The organism is Limibacillus halophilus, assembly GCF_014191775.1.
Taxonomy (GTDB): domain Bacteria; phylum Pseudomonadota; class Alphaproteobacteria; order Kiloniellales; family CECT-8803; genus Limibacillus; species Limibacillus halophilus.
The window spans coordinates 202,353-218,548 of record NZ_JACHXA010000004.1 but is presented as its reverse complement, the minus strand read 5'-3'; the positions used below and the strand labels follow the sequence as shown (position 1 = coordinate 218,548).

At 56.7% G+C, this 16,196-nt stretch carries 13 protein-coding genes; 5 read left to right on the top strand and 8 right to left on the bottom strand.

Annotated features, from left to right (window positions below):
- Positions 1 to 8 precede the first annotated feature (8 nt).
- From FHR98_RS09100 to FHR98_RS09090, 3 genes are read right to left on the bottom strand one after another with little or no spacing between them, the layout of a single operon-like run.
- Complete coding sequence (locus FHR98_RS09100; RefSeq protein WP_183416362.1) at positions 9 to 893, bottom strand: SPOR domain-containing protein; 885 nt, start codon at positions 891 to 893, stop codon at positions 9 to 11.
- Between the two features lie 2 nt (positions 894 to 895).
- Positions 896 to 2,647 (bottom strand): arginine--tRNA ligase, encoded by a 1,752-nt coding sequence (gene argS / locus FHR98_RS09095; RefSeq protein ID WP_183416361.1) that lies wholly within the window; start codon positions 2,645 to 2,647, stop codon positions 896 to 898.
- Positions 2,644 to 3,825, bottom strand: a complete 1,182-nt coding sequence (locus tag FHR98_RS09090) for a deoxyguanosinetriphosphate triphosphohydrolase (RefSeq protein ID WP_183416360.1) — start codon at positions 3,823 to 3,825, stop codon at positions 2,644 to 2,646. Before FHR98_RS09090 ends, argS begins: the two co-directional genes overlap by 4 nt.
- A 118-nt stretch (positions 3,826 to 3,943) precedes the next feature.
- On the opposite strand from FHR98_RS09090, the gene erpA reads away from it, so the two are divergent.
- From erpA to FHR98_RS09075, 3 genes are all read left to right on the top strand, one after another.
- On the top strand, positions 3,944 to 4,303 hold the full coding sequence (gene erpA, locus FHR98_RS09085; protein ID WP_246377655.1) for an iron-sulfur cluster insertion protein ErpA: 360 nt from the start codon (positions 3,944 to 3,946) through the stop codon (positions 4,301 to 4,303).
- 130 nt (positions 4,304 to 4,433) lie between these two features.
- Positions 4,434 to 5,207 carry an exodeoxyribonuclease III gene (locus FHR98_RS09080; RefSeq protein ID WP_183416359.1) on the top strand — a complete coding sequence of 258 codons (774 nt, stop codon included), beginning with the start codon at positions 4,434 to 4,436 and terminating at the stop codon, positions 5,205 to 5,207.
- A complete protein-coding gene (locus tag FHR98_RS09075; protein WP_183416358.1) occupies positions 5,207 to 5,983 on the top strand; it encodes a rhomboid family intramembrane serine protease in 777 nt (258 codons plus the stop codon). The genes FHR98_RS09080 and FHR98_RS09075 overlap by 1 nt, the downstream gene beginning before the upstream one ends.
- A 3-nt stretch (positions 5,984 to 5,986) precedes the next feature.
- Here the strand turns inward: FHR98_RS09075 and metG are convergent, their stop codons facing one another.
- Both metG and FHR98_RS09065 read right to left on the bottom strand, forming a co-directional pair.
- Entirely contained in the window at positions 5,987 to 7,675 is a 1,689-nt protein-coding gene (gene metG / locus FHR98_RS09070) for a methionine--tRNA ligase (RefSeq protein WP_183416357.1), read from the bottom strand.
- A 116-nt stretch (positions 7,676 to 7,791) separates the two neighbouring features.
- The gene (locus FHR98_RS09065) at positions 7,792 to 9,288 is read right to left on the bottom strand and encodes a M81 family metallopeptidase (protein WP_183416356.1); all 1,497 of its coding nucleotides are present in this window, start codon (positions 9,286 to 9,288) and stop codon (positions 7,792 to 7,794) included.
- Between the two features lie 89 nt (positions 9,289 to 9,377).
- Between FHR98_RS09065 and FHR98_RS09060 the strand changes: the two genes are divergently transcribed.
- Together FHR98_RS09060 and FHR98_RS09055 are read left to right on the top strand one after the other, a co-directional pair.
- Positions 9,378 to 9,737 carry an FAD-dependent oxidoreductase gene (locus tag FHR98_RS09060; RefSeq protein ID WP_183416355.1) on the top strand — a complete coding sequence of 120 codons (360 nt, stop codon included), beginning with the start codon at positions 9,378 to 9,380 and terminating at the stop codon, positions 9,735 to 9,737.
- 27 nt (positions 9,738 to 9,764) lie between these two features.
- On the top strand, positions 9,765 to 10,625 hold the full coding sequence (locus tag FHR98_RS09055; protein ID WP_183416482.1) for a flavin monoamine oxidase family protein: 861 nt from the start codon (positions 9,765 to 9,767) through the stop codon (positions 10,623 to 10,625).
- Here FHR98_RS09055 and FHR98_RS09050 read toward each other — a convergent pair.
- The 3 genes from FHR98_RS09050 to FHR98_RS09040 all read right to left on the bottom strand — a co-directional run bounded on the left by FHR98_RS09050 (position 10,622) and on the right by FHR98_RS09040 (position 16,084).
- Entirely contained in the window at positions 10,622 to 11,551 is a 930-nt protein-coding gene (locus tag FHR98_RS09050; protein WP_183416354.1) for a DMT family transporter, read from the bottom strand. The two genes, FHR98_RS09055 and FHR98_RS09050, sit on opposite strands and share 4 nt — an antisense overlap.
- Complete coding sequence (gene ilvD, locus FHR98_RS09045; protein ID WP_183416353.1) at positions 11,532 to 13,268, bottom strand: dihydroxy-acid dehydratase; 1,737 nt, start codon at positions 13,266 to 13,268, stop codon at positions 11,532 to 11,534. The genes FHR98_RS09050 and ilvD overlap by 20 nt, the downstream gene beginning before the upstream one ends.
- Before the next feature lie 167 nt (positions 13,269 to 13,435).
- Positions 13,436 to 16,084: a valine--tRNA ligase gene (locus tag FHR98_RS09040; RefSeq protein ID WP_183416352.1), complete on the bottom strand. Its 2,649-nt coding sequence runs from the start codon at positions 16,082 to 16,084 to the stop codon at positions 13,436 to 13,438.
- Between the last annotated feature and the right edge of the window lie 112 nt (positions 16,085 to 16,196).

Here is a 16,196-nt window from a genome sequence, read left to right as displayed (position 1 = left end):
GCCGCCCCTCAGGGGGCCACCACGATGCAAGGTTGGCCGCGACCCTTCAATTGCGCGCAGATATCACTGGCCGTTTCACGGCTTGGCAATGGGCCTCCCTGAATTCGATAGAATATGCCCTTGTCTTGAAGATCGACCCGCTGGATATCCAGCTTCAAGCCACCAAGCAAATCCTTGTTAGCTTGTTGTACCCTTGCCCACTCCGACCGGGCGGCATCTTCTGTCTTAAGGGATGCAAGCTGGACTTTGAAACCGCTAACTTGGCCAACCTGCGCCAGCTGCTGTGTCTGCGGATCAGCGGCCGGTGCAATTGGCGGTTCTGACGCCGTAACCTCCTCAGGGGCGTCGGCAGTGCCCTTGGCATCGGTGTTGGCCGCATCAAGTTCAGCCATCTGGATCAAAGATGCGATGGGATCGCTGCTCTCGCTTGCAGCGGCCTCCTCTGCATCCGAAACGGCTTTAGCTGTCGCCGGCGCTGACTCCACCATCGGCGCGGGATCTTCGGCGGGTTGGACGATCATAGGTTCCTCCGGCGGCGGTATGATGCGTTCGACCTGCTGACCCTTGGAGGTCTCATTCAAAACCAACGCGTCCTGATAGGGAACCGTCAGGCCACCACGCTCGCTCGGCGCTTCTTTTTCTGGTGTCTGATCAGCGGCGACGACAGGCACCTGACTTTCCGCAATCTCCCCCGTACCCCAATTGTACGCATATACTACAAGCGCACCAAAACCGCCGAGCACCAAAAGCAAGCTGCCGATCCGGATGCCAGATCGCAAGAGACTGCGGGATCGGCGGGCCGCCTGCTGCCGCGAGATATCCTCCTCGCTTATGACCGGGCGATCGAGGTCATCCACTGATTGCCAGCCGCGCTCATAAGGATTGGAAGCCATTTCTACATCTCCTCGACCGGCTCCACGCCCATCACTGCTAGCCCGGAGGCGATTACCGTTGCCAATGCCTGAACCAATGCAAGGCGAGCCCTCGTCAATTCCGGCTGGTCGTCAAGCAGGAAGCGAAGCTGCGCATCGTCCCGCCCTTTGTTCCAAAGCTGGTGGAAGGCCGCCGCTAGATCGTAGAGGTAAAACGCCACACGATGCGGCTCGTAAGCCTCAGCCGCCCCTTCCACTACTTTGGGCCAGCCTGCCATGACCTTGATCAAAGCAAGCTCTTCGGGATCGGTCAAGAGATTGTAGGGCGCGGCGAGCATACCCACAGTATCTTGTGGAATTTCAGGCATTTCGGATGCGGCATGTCTGAGCACCGAACGACAACGAGCGTGTGCATACTGAACGTAAAACACCGGATTCTCGCGACTCTGCTCCATAACCTTTTCCAGGTCGAACTCAAGGTGCTGATCGCTTTTGCGCGTCAACATGATGAAGCGGAGCGCGTCCTTTCCGACCTCGTCGATGACATCTTGCAACGTGATGAATGTACCGGCCCGTTTCGACATCTTCACGGGATCGCCGCCACGCAGCAGCTTTACGAGCTGGCACAGAACTATGTGCAGTGTCCCCTGTCCCTCGGTCAAAGCCTTGACCGCGGATTGCATGCGCTTGATGTATCCGCCGTGGTCGGCGCCCCAAACATCGATCTGCAACTTGTAGCCGCGTCGGAATTTGTCCAAGTGATAGGCCATATCCCCGGCAAAGTAGGTCCAGGTTCCATCAGATTTCTTGAGCGGACGATCCACATCATCGCCAAAATCCGTCGACCGAAAGAGCGTCTGCGGGCGAGGCTCCCAATCATCCGGCTTCATACCTTTCGGCGGCTCCAGCACCCCTTCGTAGATCAGCCCGCGTGCTTTAAGGAAGCTGGCCACCTCTTCGACACCGCCCGCTGCAACCAATGCGCGCTCCGAACTGAATTCATCCTGATGAATGCCAAGTGCCGCCAAGTTGTTCCGGACCTCAGTCATGAGTGCGTCAATAGCAAAGCTCCGGACACGTGGAAACCATTCCGCTTCCGGCAATGTCACCAGGGAATCACCTTCGGCTTCTGCCAAGGCCTGACCAACATCCTTCAGATAATCACCGGGGTAGAACCCTGGCGGAATCTCTCCGATATCCTCGCCGAGCGCTTCGCGGTAGCGCAGATAGGCCGACTGGGCAAGCGTATCCACTTGGGTGCCTGCGTCGTTGATGTAGTACTCTCTGCAGACGTCATAGCCGGCTTTTTCCAGGATTGCGGCCAAGGCATCGCCGACGACCGCGCCGCGGGCGTGTCCAACCGTCAAGGGACCTGTGGGGTTTGCAGATACGTACTCAACGTTCACTTTTCGCCCACCACCGAGTTCGCAACTACCGTAGTCGGTGCCAGCCTGGATAATTTCACGCAGCCGCTCCTGCCAAAAGAGATTGGAAAGGCGTAGATTGATGAAGCCCGGGCCTGCCACCTCGCTGGCCGAAACGTCCGGCAACAATGCGAGGCGCGCTGAAAGCATCTCGGCAAAAGCGCGCGGGTTCATGCCCGCTGCCTTGGACAAGACCAAGGCCGCATTGGTCGCCACATCCCCATGGTTCGTATCGCGCGGCGCTTCTGCGGAGACACGCTGTAGATCCAGGTTTGGCGGGACCTCGCCCGCCGCCTGCATTTCGCCGATCACAACATTAATTTTTTGAGAGAAATAATTGAAAATGTTCATGTATCTACTATGGAATAGAGGTCGAAGAGCTTCTTGTGCTCCTTAAGGGCATAGGAATCTGTCATCCCGGCGATGTAGTCCCCAACGAGCCGCGCTGCTGCGATCTTATCGACAGAGTTTTCTGCGCGATCACGCCATTCATCAGGCAGACATTCCGGCTCCGCCAAATAGCATTCGAACAAATCCCGCACCACTTGTCTCGCCTTGCGCCGTGTCCGGTTGACGCGGAAGTGGCGGTACATACGCTCGAACAGGAAGGCGCGCAAGAGCTTCTCCTGTTCACGCAGCGGCTCGGAGAACCCGACGACTGGTCTACCAATCGTGCGCACGGCATCGGGGCTATCAAGGCCAGCTTCAATCGCCCGCCGCCGGGTTTCCGCAATAAGATCATCAACCAGAAGCGTAATCATGCGCCGCACGCCTTCATAGCGCAGCCGTCTGGGCGCCAAATCAGGGAACTGCCTGCGCAACTGAGCAAAGATGTCTCCGACGCCTGGAACGCATTCTAAGTCCGACACCGAGAACAGGCCTGCTCTTAGTCCGTCATCTACGTCATGGCTGTTGTAAGCGATATCATCGGCCAGCGCCGCGACCTGTGCTTCCGCGCTTGGAAAGCCGCCGAGTTCCAGCGACCATTCGGCATCGAAGGCTGCGATTGACGCACGGACCGGTCGCTGGCCAGCACCTCCAAGTGGGCCATTGTGCTTGACGATCCCCTCCAGTGTCTCCCAGGTCAGATTCAAACCGTCATAAGCAGCGTAAAGCCGTTCCAGTTCCGTCACGATACGGAACGTCTGCTCGTTGTGATCAAAACCGCCATAAGGCTCCATCGCCGCATGGAGAGCATCCTCGCCAGCATGCGAAAACGGCGGATGTCCCAAATCATGGGCGAGCGCACAGGCTTCTGCTAAATCCTCGTTGAGTTCCAAAGCGCGAGCGATCGAGCGGGCGATTTGCGCGACTTCCAAGGAATGTGTGAGGCGTGTCCTATAGTAGTCCCCCTCATGAATCACAAAAACCTGTGTCTTGTACTGGAGCTTGCGAAAGGCACCAGCATGCAGAATCCGATCACGGTCACGCTGGAAATCCGAGCGTGTTTGACTGGTCTCTGCGGGGTAGCGTCGTCCCCTACTCTGTTCAGGGCGGCAGGCCAGTACCGCTAATGATTTTTCCGTCATGGCAGGCAAGCTACTCTCTCCGCAGTCTCCGGGTAAACCGGCATTTCTATGATGCCCCTTGGACAGTTGCTATCTAAGGCTTACATTAAGGGCAGTATTGTAGCGGAGCAGCCCCCGAATGAGCGAAATGACGACGATCCAACGAGCAACGCAGAGTCTTAGCCTGACCGAGAACGCCGCTAAGCGTATTGCTTGGCTGATGCAACAGGAAGAGCAATCAAACCTGATGCTGCGCATTGCCGTATCAGGGGGTGGTTGCTCCGGTTTTCAATACGGCTTTTCCTTCGATGATAACACCAATCCGGACGACGTGACCTTTGAGCGCGATGGTGCCAGGGTCGTGATCGACCAGATGTCGCTGGAGTTGTTGAGCGGGTCCCAGGTCGATTTCGTCGAGGATCTGATGGGGGCTTACTTCAAGATCGAGAACCCGAATGCAACGGCATCGTGCGGGTGTGGAACGTCTTTCGCAATTTAGATCGACCGCTGCCGTTCAGTAGCTTTCCTTCTGACAGAGCAATGAGCAATTGGTAGGATGTGATCGGCGACCCCGTGGGGCCGCACGGCACCTAGTCTATTGATTTCTGTAATCTCGGGATTCCACGCAAATGGTTAAAGTCGCCACCTGGAACGTCAATTCGATAAACGCACGGCTGCCCAATGCGACGGCCTGGATCCAGCAAGCAAAACCCGATGTCCTGTTGTTGCAGGAAATCAAATGCGAGGCCGACAAGTTCCCGCTGCTGGAGATTCAAGCGTTGGGCTATCACTGCGCCATACATGGGCAAAAGAGTTACAACGGTGTTGCGATCCTTTCGCGCGATCCTCTTGAGATTACACAAGAAGGCCTGCCCGGTGACCCGGATGATCAGCAGGCGCGATATCTGGAAGCCAGAACCGCCGGTATTCGCGTCGCCAGTATCTACCTGCCAAACGGCAATCCCGTGGACACGCCGAAGTTCCAGTACAAGCTGGATTGGATGGACCGCCTCAAGGTTCATGCCGCCACGCTCCTGAAAACGGAAGAAGCCATCATTCTCGGTGGCGATTACAACTGCATTCCCGAACCACGGGATTGCTACGACCCAAAGGCATGGGCCGGTGATGCGTTATTCAAACCGCAGACGCGCGAAGCACTGAGGGAAATCGTGGCGCTTGGATATTACGAGGCCTTCCGGGAAATCCATCCCCAGCGGGTTGCTTATAGTTTCTGGGACTATCAGGCCCGCGCATGGGATGCCGACCATGGCATTCGCATTGATCATCTGTTGTTGTCGCCGCAAGCGGTCGATCTTCTGGAGGACTGCGATATCGACCGTGAACCACGCGGCCAGCCAAAGGCGTCAGACCATACACCCGTTTGGTGCACCTTGGCCGCCTAATGGCATTTCTCCCGCTCTTCGACCACAATCCCCGGATCCGTATTGAGCGCCCCTGGATTACCTATGGACTGATTGCGCTTTGCGTCCTGGTATTTCTCTACGAGATATCCGGCAACACCCGTGAGTTTCAGCGGGCGGTATTCACCTATGGCACAATACCGGCGGTACTATTTGGCGACAGGCAACCGGCCGCGTGGATGTTGACGCCTTGGCTAACCGTCCTGACGTCCATGTTTCTGCACGGTAGCTGGTGGCACCTCATTGGTAACATGCTGTTTCTGCGCGTATTCGGTGATAACACCGAAGACGCCATGGGACATGGTCGATTTCTTATCTTCTATTTGCTGTGTGGTGTTGGTGCGACTTTGGCACACGCCGTTGCTCAGCCCGGTTCCCTGCAGCCAATGGTCGGCGCGAGCGGCGCTATCTCCGGTGTTCTGGGAGCCTATCTACTACTCCATCCTCGCGCCACGATCATGGCGCTCGTCGGCTGGCTGGTCATTCCCGTTCCCGCGTATTTGATGCTCGGAATTTGGGCACTGTTTCAGCTCTTTTCGGCTTTGGGTAGCGGCGGCGCCACCAGTGGTGTCGCCTGGTGGGCGCACGTCGGCGGCTTCCTGCTTGGCATGGCCCTCACGCCCCTATTCAAACGTGCGACTGCTCCTTATGGCGGTATCTACGGCTTGAAACAGGGGGTGCGGCTGCGCAGGCGCAAACCCCAGGAAACGCAAAATCCCGGAAACGATGAACCCGAGAGTCCCGGGCCATGGGGGTAGGGCTTACTCGCCGCCGTAACGGGCCATCAGTTCCGCCACGCGTTCGGCTGGCACCTTCTCGAAAAGAATAGGCGGCACCTGGAAGTGCTGACCCGCTTTGATGGCAGTCAATTCTTCACGAATCGCGCGCCCTGGCCATTCCGGATTATCTTCCAGCCCCAAGCTTTCAAGGAGCTTTCCCGCATTCTCAGGGATTACCGGATGTGCAAGGGTCGCAAAGAGCCGAATCAAGTTGATGGCCGTGCGAACGGATACCGCCGCTTGATCACGATCCGTCTTGATCGTTGTCCAGGGTGCAGCATCGGTCAGGTATTCGTTCCCTAGAACCCAAATAGCTCGAAGGTCGGAAAGCGCCTTTCGAACCTGTACGGCTTCCATGTTCTCCGCATAGCTGGAGATCAGTCGTTCCAGGCCGCTCGCGAGCTTGTCTTCCGCCGCCCCCCATGTGCCGCCGTCTGGCACCGTGTCGCCAAACCGCGCCGTTGTGAACTTGAGCGTCCGGTTGACGAAGTTGCCCAGAACGTCAGCAAGGTCCTTGTTGACGCCATCGACGAAACTCTGCCAAGTGAAGGAGCTGTCACTACCCTCCGGCGCGTTGGCCATTAACCAATAGCGATAGTAATCCGACGGGAACTCCTCCAGCGCCATGTCCATGAAAATTCCACGCTTCTGGCTGGTCGAGAACTTGCCGCCATAATAGGTCAGCCAATTAAAACCTTTGATGAAATCAACAGCCTTCCAATCCTCCCCTGAACCGAAGAGCGTGCAAGGAAAGCTGACCGTGTGAAACGGCACGTTGTCCTTAGCCATGAACTGCAGGTATCGCAGATCCTTCGCCTTGCCATCCCACCAGCTACGCCAGTCTCGATTCTCCGGGTCCAGGTCGGCCCATTCTTTGGTCGCGCCGATGTATTCGATAGGCGCATCGAACCAAACATAAAAAACCTTGCCCTCAAAACCCGGCCGATCAACAGGTACACCCCAGGACAAGTCGCGCGTGATGCAGCGGTCATGCAACCCCTCGTCCAGCCATTTCAGGGCAATCGAACGTACCAGATTTGGCCAATCGTCCTTGCTGTTGATCCAGGACCTCAGTTGATCGACGAAGCTGCTTTGCAGCAGGAACAGGTGCTTAGTTTCCCGAACCTCCAGATTCTTCGATCCCGAAACCGCGGACCGAGCATCGATAAGGTCGGTAGGTTCCAGCAGTCGCGTGCAATTTTCACACTGATCGCCGCGCGCTCGTTCGTAACTGCAATGTGGGCAGGTTCCCACGATGTAGCGATCAGGCAGGTAGCGCGCATCATCCACGGAATAGACCTGACTGATGGTTCGCTCCTCGATATGACCATGCTCGTCGAGTTTCTTACAGAAATGCTGCGTCAGCTCCGCATTCTGCGGGCTGGAGCTACGCCCGAAGTGATCGAATGAAAGTTGAAACCGCGCACCGATCGCTGCCTGGATGGTATGCTGCTCACGGCAATACTCTTCAACCGACTGCCCCGCTTCCAGGGCTGCCAGTTCAGCCGGCGTACCGTGTTCGTCGGTTGCGCAGATGTAGAGCACGTCATGGCCACGCATCCGCATGAAGCGCGCATAAACATCACCGGGCAACATGGAGCCGACCAGATTTCCCAAATGTTTTACACCATTAATGTAGGGAAGCGCCGATGTGATGAGTATGCGAGCCATTTCAATCCTTGTTCGTCAGCGGCAAGGCTGTCGCTATGCCATAGTCAGTGAAAACGCGCCAAGCTATAGGACAAGCTGCCGTCGACCGCAACGGATTGCCAAAGATACCCTCGCGTTTAGCTTGTCCTGGATGATCCCGGCATCAAGCGAATTCCCGGGCGCACACGCCGATACGCAAGAGATTCGTAGTCCACTGGATTGGGCCCTGGTGATGCCGCGACCAGCACCTTTTCGGCAATCGGTTGGAAGTCGGCCCGAAAATGAACCGAGGATTTCAAGGCCAATATTCCCATGGACGACGGTTCGATCCCAACAGTCCTGAACATGGATTGATCCGCAGCTTGAATCTTTCGCGAACCAACGATGACCTTGACGCCTGATATCTCAAGCAAGGCGGTTTTCCCAAGATCGATGTTTGCACCTTTGTAAAAAGGTCCCGTTCCGACCGTCTTGCCGTCAGACAGCGCCAAAACCTTGAAGGTGCCCTCCAATGGCGTAACGCCAGGCCATCCCGACTTCCCGCCCAGGCTCAGTCGAATATCTGCCCCGACACCGGCATCGTGCGCCCCGGCGGCCGATGCTGGATCACAAAGCACACCGACGACGGCCTTCTCCGCATGCTGCGCGACCAGTTCTTTGAGTAACCCCGTCGTGTCGCCGTTGCCGCCGGCCCCGGGATTGTCTTGGGTATCGGCCAATACCACAGGGCGCGAGGCGACGGCACTAATCTCACGGGCCTTGCGGACGGCATCCGGTGCTGCAAACAGGTCGCCCGCAAACTCGGCCTCTCGGGCAATTACCGCGTCACGGAATTCTTCGGCAACTTTCCAAACACGCGCGGAATCCTTGCCGTACGCCACCACGCTGGCTCCCACGTGGTAAATATCTGCAGGCGAAAATCCACAGGCAAATGAAAGTGATACAATTTGATTTTCATCTATTAGATGAGGAATTTTCTCATAAAGGCTTTTCGAGGGGTCGATAAAAGTACAGCCCCCGGTCAAAGGAATAAGGAAAGGCAATTGCAGAAACGCTTTGTGCCAACGTTCCTCTGTATTCAACAACGCCTCCAACCGCTCAGCTGCACGCGCCCCGGTCGCGGCCATGTCAACGTGTGGATAGGTCCGATAGATTTCTAGGATATCGGCCAAATCCACCATTTCCGGCGTCACATTGGCATGCAGATCCAAACTCACCGCCAAGGGCACATTCGGCCCCAGCAGGTCGCGCACGCGCTTGAGGATCGCTCCCTCGCCATCTTCCAGATGCTCTGTCACCATGGCGCCATGCAGATCGAGATAGACCCCGTCGAGCGGCCCGGCTTTTTTCAGATCCTCTAAAAGCATTGCAACAATACGTTCGAAAGCATCCTCGGTAACATGAGCCGACGGAGGCGCGGACGCCCACACAAGCGGCAGGATCTCATGCCCCTGATCCCGTATGTATTCTAACGCACCTGCGACCGGCAGATTTATCCCCGATACCACCTGCGCCATACCTTGTCCCCGGGTCAACGGCGGCCAGGCATCAGCACGCTCGAAATCCTCGAACGTGGCCTTTGAAGGGGCAAAGGTGTTGGTCTCGTGTTGGAAACCGCCAACGGCGATGCGCATGGATAGGTATCCTTGTCCTGATCCGAAAAGAGCGTCAGATTAGAAGTCTGCTTGCCCCTAATACAAGTGCCGAAAAGGAACGCTATTCATTGCCTGCCCGGAAATCCGACACAGACGTTGCCATCATCGGTGCTGGCGCGGCAGGAATCGCTGCCGCGCGACGTTTGCGGCAGTTAGGCGTCGACTATTCATTGCTGGAAGCGCGGGACCGAGTCGGCGGCCGCGCGCATACCATCGAAATCACACCCGGCGTGTTTCAGGATCTGGGCGCTCAGTTCCTTCATTCCGGTAGCCAGAACCCCCTGGTGCCACTCGCTCGCGAACAAGGCTTCACCGTCCCTGGTATCACACCCGACTGGTCTCGTCGACTTGCGCCTACGCCCCTTGATGAAACCGGCATCAAAAAGCGCCAGGCGGCCATCGAGAGCGCATTCATTGCGGTGGATTAAGCCGGCAAAAAAGGCCTCGATGACGCCATTTCAAACCATCTGGGCAGCGCTGGCGCCTGGGAAGGTTTATTCCGCGCCATTATCACCTGGCACAGCAGTCGGGAGGCCGATAGCGTCTCCACCTTGGATTCAAGCCGCTATCTCGACACCCACGAGGATTGGTCGATTTTGGAAGGCTATGGATCCCTCATTACCCACTTTTCACACGGATTGAACGCGGCACTTTGCAATCCGGTGACATCTATCGAGCGCGATCCCACTAGGTTCCGGGTAGAGACCCCAAACGGAATTCTGAATGCGCAACGTTTGATTATCGCTTTGCCGGTCAATGTACTGCGCAATGGTCTCCTTCGAATGGAGCCGGGGTTTCCCGAAGGAATACGCGAGGCCTTGGAAGCCGTGCCCATGGGGTGTGCGTTGAAAGCGGTATTCACCATCGAAGGGCTCAATAGCCCCTTTGGTCAGACCAGTTCGGCCGTCGGAAAGGACAGCGACCAAAGAACGGGCGCGTATCTTGTTCGCCCACAGGGCTATCCGTTGATTAACGGCTTTTACGGTGGCGAGAATGCACGTGCGCTCGAACAGTCAGGACCCCAGACCATTGAAGCAATCGCGCGGGAAGAATTGAAGGCGGTTTTTGGTGGCGAGGCTGGTAAATCGTTGACCTTTCGCTGCTCAACGACGTGGAACCAGGATCCACTATCGCTCGGCGCATACTCCGCCGCCTTGCCAGGCTTGGCTGACAGAAGGCTCTTACTGGCCGAGTGCTTCGACGATCAACTCTTCCTGGCTGGAGAGCATTGTTCCATCAACGCTTTCAGTACTGTGCACGGCGCTTGGGAAACCGGATTGCTGGCCGCCGATCGGGCCGCGGCAAGTCTTGCTTAGACTCTCAAGGAAGTTCCTCGCAAGGCGTTGAATCCGTGAAACACGAGCGCCGTCACAATAACAATCCCACCAATGAAGGTCATATCGCTGGGAACCTCACCCACCGCCAACCATGCCCAAAGCGGTGCGAGGACCAACTGAAGTCGGCCGACCAGTGCGACCTCCCCCGCAGGTACATAGCGAGTGCCGGCGGTCAAGAAGGCGTACTGCAGCCCCAACTGCACGACACCCATTGTGCAGGCTACGGCAAGATCATGCGCAGAGATCACGAGCGTATCGGCCATAACCGTCGCTGCGCACAAGGCGAAAACCCCAGCCAAACAGGTGGCCGGCCGCATATCGTTACGCCGACCGGACCGCAGCGCGACCAACGCAATGGCAAAGGTGGTGATGGTGAGCAAAGCCAGACCAATTCCGAGAATTCCGCCGCCTGTCAGGCCATCACCAACCATTACGGCCACGCCGACAAGTGCTAAACCCATTGCCATCCAGGTCTTCAAGCTCAATCGCTCTCTAAGCGCGACATAGGCAAAGAATGCGGCCAGGAATGGCGAAGATGCGCCGATGAACACGACGTTCGCAACGGTCGTGTTTAGCAGTGCGAATATGAACCCGGTAAAGGAAATACCCAGCATGACGCCCGCCAGGACACCCGGATAACCGATAGCCCTGAAGCGGGCCGGCAAGTTAGTTGGGCCGTGGCGAAAGGCGAGAAACCCCAGCATGAAGATGACGAAAGCGATTGAGCGATAGAAGAGCAGTGTCCAGCCATCCGCTTCCTCGACCACGCGGATCAAGAAACCGATGGAGGAATTGAAAAGGCTGGCACCCAATACGAATGCCAGCCCCCTCAGATAAAGTGGATCGCGCCCCTCAGAATCAGAGGCGCCCCCAGATTGGCCAGGATCAGAGATCGGCGTAGACATGTGTCTCCGCCCTGGCGCCCGGCTGCGTCACCGCGCCCTTCTCCGCATCTCCGACCGTTTGTGCGTACTTCCAGATTGCGCCGGAGTTGTAGTCGGTACCACGCGGCTTCCATGCCTTCCGGCGCTCAGCAAGCTCAGCATCGCTGAGTTCAACCGACAAGGTACCTTCATCGGCGTCGATGGCAATGATATCGCCGTCTTTCAATAAACCAATCGGGCCGCCAACCGCAGCTTCCGGACCGACATGGCCGATACAGAAACCACGCGTTGCACCAGAGAAACGGCCATCAGTGATCAATGCGACCTTGTCACCCATGCCTTGACCATAAATGGCGGCGGTGGTCGCCAGCATTTCACGCATGCCCGGCCCACCACGGGGCCCTTCGTAGCGGATAACAAGGATCTCACCTTCCTTGTAATCGCGGGCTTGGACGGCTTTAAAGGCATCCTCCTCACAATCAAAGCAGCGCGCCGGACCGGTGAACTTCAACTTCTTCATACCGGCAACCTTAACGATCGCACCCTGCGGCGAGAGGTTCCCTTTCAACCCAACAACACCGCCCCAGGAAGTGAGGGGGTTTGATGTCGGGCGAATCACTTCCTGATCCGTCGGGAACACCACATCGGCCAAATTCTCCGCAATGGTTTTGCCGGTCACCGTAATGCAATCGCCATGCAGGTATCCGCCGTCCAAAAGCGCTTTCATCAGGACCGGAACGCCGCCAATCTCGAAAAGATCCTTGGCGACGAAGCGACCGCCGGGCTTGAGATCGGCGATATAGGGCGTGCGCCGGAAGATCGCGGCAACCTCGTGAATATCAAAATCAATGCCTGCCTCGTTGGCGATGGCTGGAAGATGAAGCGCCGCATTGGTCGAACCTCCTGAGGCGGCGACCACGACGGCGGCATTTTCAAGCGCCTTGCGGGTCACGATATCGCGTGGGCGCAGATTCATCTCAATCAGGTCCATGGCAGCCTTGCCCGATGCTTCGGCATAGGCGTCGCGGGTTTCATACGGAGCAGGCGCGCCCGCTGACCCCGGTAGTGCAATACCCATCGCTTCCGAAACACAAGCCATCGTATTAGCAGTGAACTGACCGCCGCATGAACCGGCCGATGGGCAAGCGACGCATTCCAGAGCGTGCAACTCTTCGGCATCGATCTTCCCGGCTGCGTGGGCACCGACCGCCTCGAACACATCTTGAACCGTTACATCCCGCCCCTTGAAACGACCGGGCAGGATCGATCCGCCATACATGAAAACCGCAGGAACATTAAGGCGCACCATGGCCATCATCATGCCGGGCAACGACTTATCGCACCCGGCCAGCCCGACCAGGGCGTCATAGCAGTGGCCGCGCATCGTCAGCTCAACCGAATCGGCGATGACCTCTCTAGACACCAGCGATGACTTCATGCCCGCATGTCCCATGGCAATGCCATCGGTCACGGTAATGGTGGTGAACTCGCGCGGCATGCCGCCCGCCTCGTTTACGCCCTTCTTAACCACCTGGGCTTGGCGAGAGAGCGCTATATTGCAAGGCGCGGCCTCATTCCAGCAGGTAGCGACGCCTACAAAAGGTTTTGCCACGTCCTCTTCGGTCAAGCCCATCGCAAAATAGTAGGACCGATGTGGCGCTTTATCCGGCCCAATCGAGACGTGGCGACTCACCAGCTTCGACTTGTCCCATTTCTTTTTTCCGTGATCGAGTGGCATAGCGGGCCCTCCCTCGTTTCCTGCCAGGATATCTAAGCATTACATTGCAAGGCTGGAGACTATCGCTGCCTGCCTGACACCTCTACCGCTTTTTCCGCATGGAAAGCATGCAAGCAGGTTCCAACAAAATTGTCGTAGCCTAAACCTCTAACTTTCCGGTCGTTTCGTCATGCACCCAAGCGGGCAACTGCATCCGACAGCTTCTGGCGTGTCTGTGACGCTTCTACCAACCGTTCGCGCTGTTCCTCAACGACTTCTTCGGGCGCTTTTGCGATGAACTGCTCGTTTGCGAGCTTTTTTTCGATTTTCGCAATTTCGCCTTCAAGCTTTGACAGATCGCGTTGCAAACGGGCGCGCTCGGCCGCCAAGTCGATGACATCGCCCAATGGCATGACGAAGGTCGCCTCACCCACCACCATCTGAACATCGCCTTCGCCCGCAGAGGTTTCACTGTGCGTGAGCTTTGAAACGCGGGCCAGACGCCCAATCAAGGCCTCATTAGCGGTCAAGCGGGCTCGTGTAATATCGCTCGCGCCCTTAATCAGCAGTGGCACTTGCGCTGCAGCGGGGACATTCATTTGATTCCGCGTACCCCGGACCTCCGTGATCAACTTGATGAGCCAGTCAATCTCGGCCTCCGCCTCTACGTCAGTCAGCGTTTCGGGCAACGCCGGCCAGGCGGCCGAAATCAGGAGGCCCTCACCACCGCCAGACAACGTTCCCCAAAGTTCCTCTGTTATGTAAGGCATAAGCGGATGCATAAGCTTGACGATCTGCGTTAGAACCCATGCTGTCGTTGCTTGGGTCTCGGCCTTGGCTACCAGGTCTTCACCGTTCAATATTGGTTTTGACAACTCAATGTACCAATCGCAAAACTCACCCCACGCGAAGTGATACAGAATTGAAGCGGCATCATTGAAGCGATAGCTCGAAAGCGCCTGGTCGAGAGAAGACGCAGCGCTCGTCAGCTTGCTGACGATCCAACGGTTGATCGTCAAACTGTTGGTGGATGGATCATACCCCGCCTGCAACTCTACGCCATTCATCAAGGCAAAACGGCTGGCATTCCAAAGTTTGGTCGCAAAATTGCGATAACCTTCGATGCGGGGTTCGGCGAGCTTGATATCACGTCCGTTGGTGCAAAGAGCGGCCAAGGTGAAACGTAGGGCGTCACATCCATACTTCTCCACCACATCAAGGGGGTCCATCGTGTTCCCCTTGGACTTCGACATCTTCTGCCCTTCGGCATCCCGAACGAGGCCATGGATATAGACATCCTTGAAGGGAACCTCGCCCATAAAATGGATGCCCATCATCATCATGCGTGCGACCCAGAAGAAAATGATATCAAAGCCTGTTACCAGAACATCCCCAGGGTAATAACGTTCTACCGCTGCGGTGTCCTCCGGCCATCCGAGAGTCGAGAATGGCCAAAGCGCAGAGGAGAACCAGGTATCGAGCACGTCTTCGTCGCGGCGAAGGTCCACGGTCTTTCCATAATGGCTTTTAGCGGACGCGGAAGCGGCCTCCTCCGTCATCTCGACAAATACCGTGCCGTCTGGCCCATACCACGCAGGTATCTGGTGTCCCCACCAAATTTGCCGCGAGACGCACCACGGCTGAATGTTCCGCATCCAATCGAAATAAATGTTTTCGTATTGTTGCGGTACAAAGCGGGTTTTTCCGGATTCAACCGCCTCGATACAAGGCTTGGCAAGGGTTGCGGCATCAACGTACCACTGATCCGTCAGGTAGGGTTCGATCGGAACGCCGCCTCGGTCACCATGCGGCACCACGTGAACGTGGTCCTCAATCTTGTCGACAAGCCCCAATGCTTCGAGATCCGCCACAACTCGCGCTCGCGCTTCGAAACGATCCAGCCTGCGGTAAGGTTCCGGAACGGAATCGTTGAGGTGTGCATCCTGATCAAAAATATTGATCATCTCCAGCTCATGGCGACGGCCGACCTCAAAGTCGTTAAAATCATGGGCCGGCGTAATCTTGACGGCGCCGGAACCGGTTTCTGGATCGGCCCATTCATCGGCGACAATCGGTATCCGTCGCCCCACTAGAGGCAGCACGACAAACTTGCCGATCAAATCAGCATAACGTTCGTCTTCGGGATGAACTGCCACGCCGCTGTCACCCAACATCGTTTCCGGCCGTGTGGTGGCAACGACGATGTAACGCCCATCTTCCCCCTCGATCGGATAACGGAAATGCCAGAGATGGCCCTTCGTTTCCTTTTGCTGAACTTCCAGGTCGGAGATTGCGGTATGCAGTTTGGGATCCCAGTTCACCAAGCGTTTGTCGCGGTAAATTAGGCCCTGTTTATAGAGCTCGACAAACACCTTAACGACGGCCTTAGAAAGCCCCTCATCCATTGTGAAGCGCTCGCGTTTCCAGTCCGCGGACGCACCAAGATGACGAAGCTGCCGGATGATCGTGCCGCCGGATTCCTCTTTCCAGTTCCACACCTTTTCCAGAAACTTATCGCGCCCCAAATCGCGGCGATGGATTCCTTCCGCCGCGAGGTTCCGCTCCACGACCATCTGGGTGGCAATACCGGCATGGTCTGTGCCCGGTTGCCAGAGCGCGTCATGCCCGCGCATACGCTTCCAGCGGATTAGGATGTCTTGAATCGAGAAAGTCAGGGCATGGCCGATATGTAGACTACCGGTCACGTTCGCCGGTGGCATCATGATCGTGTAGGGGGGCTGAGCCGAGTCCTCATGCGCCTCGAAGCATCCCGCCTCTTCCCAACGCGCATAATTCTTTGTCTCGACCTCTTTGGGTCGGTACGTCTTTTCCAGCACTGCTGCTGTTTCCTTTTTATACGAAACCAGAGATCAACAGAGTTAATGCGGCGCTGGGCCGCCACTCGTCAAACCTTTCTTACAGATTTTTTCTGATTTGGCCGGTTAGAGA

Coding starts and splice junctions, on each gene's coding strand:
- FHR98_RS09100 (WP_183416362.1), bottom strand. CDS start 893: ATGGCTTCCAATCCTTATGAGCGCGGCTGGCAATCAGTGGATGACCTC.
- argS (WP_183416361.1), bottom strand. CDS start 2,647: ATGAACATTTTCAATTATTTCTCTCAAAAAATTAATGTTGTGATCGGC.
- FHR98_RS09090 (WP_183416360.1), bottom strand. CDS start 3,825: ATGACGGAAAAATCATTAGCGGTACTGGCCTGCCGCCCTGAACAGAGT.
- erpA (WP_246377655.1), top strand. CDS start 3,944: ATGAGCGAAATGACGACGATCCAACGAGCAACGCAGAGTCTTAGCCTG.
- FHR98_RS09080 (WP_183416359.1), top strand. CDS start 4,434: ATGGTTAAAGTCGCCACCTGGAACGTCAATTCGATAAACGCACGGCTG.
- FHR98_RS09075 (WP_183416358.1), top strand. CDS start 5,207: ATGGCATTTCTCCCGCTCTTCGACCACAATCCCCGGATCCGTATTGAG.
- metG (WP_183416357.1), bottom strand. CDS start 7,675: ATGGCTCGCATACTCATCACATCGGCGCTTCCCTACATTAATGGTGTA.
- FHR98_RS09065 (WP_183416356.1), bottom strand. CDS start 9,288: ATGCGCATCGCCGTTGGCGGTTTCCAACACGAGACCAACACCTTTGCC.
- FHR98_RS09050 (WP_183416354.1), bottom strand. CDS start 11,551: ATGTCTACGCCGATCTCTGATCCTGGCCAATCTGGGGGCGCCTCTGAT.
- ilvD (WP_183416353.1), bottom strand. CDS start 13,268: ATGCCACTCGATCACGGAAAAAAGAAATGGGACAAGTCGAAGCTGGTG.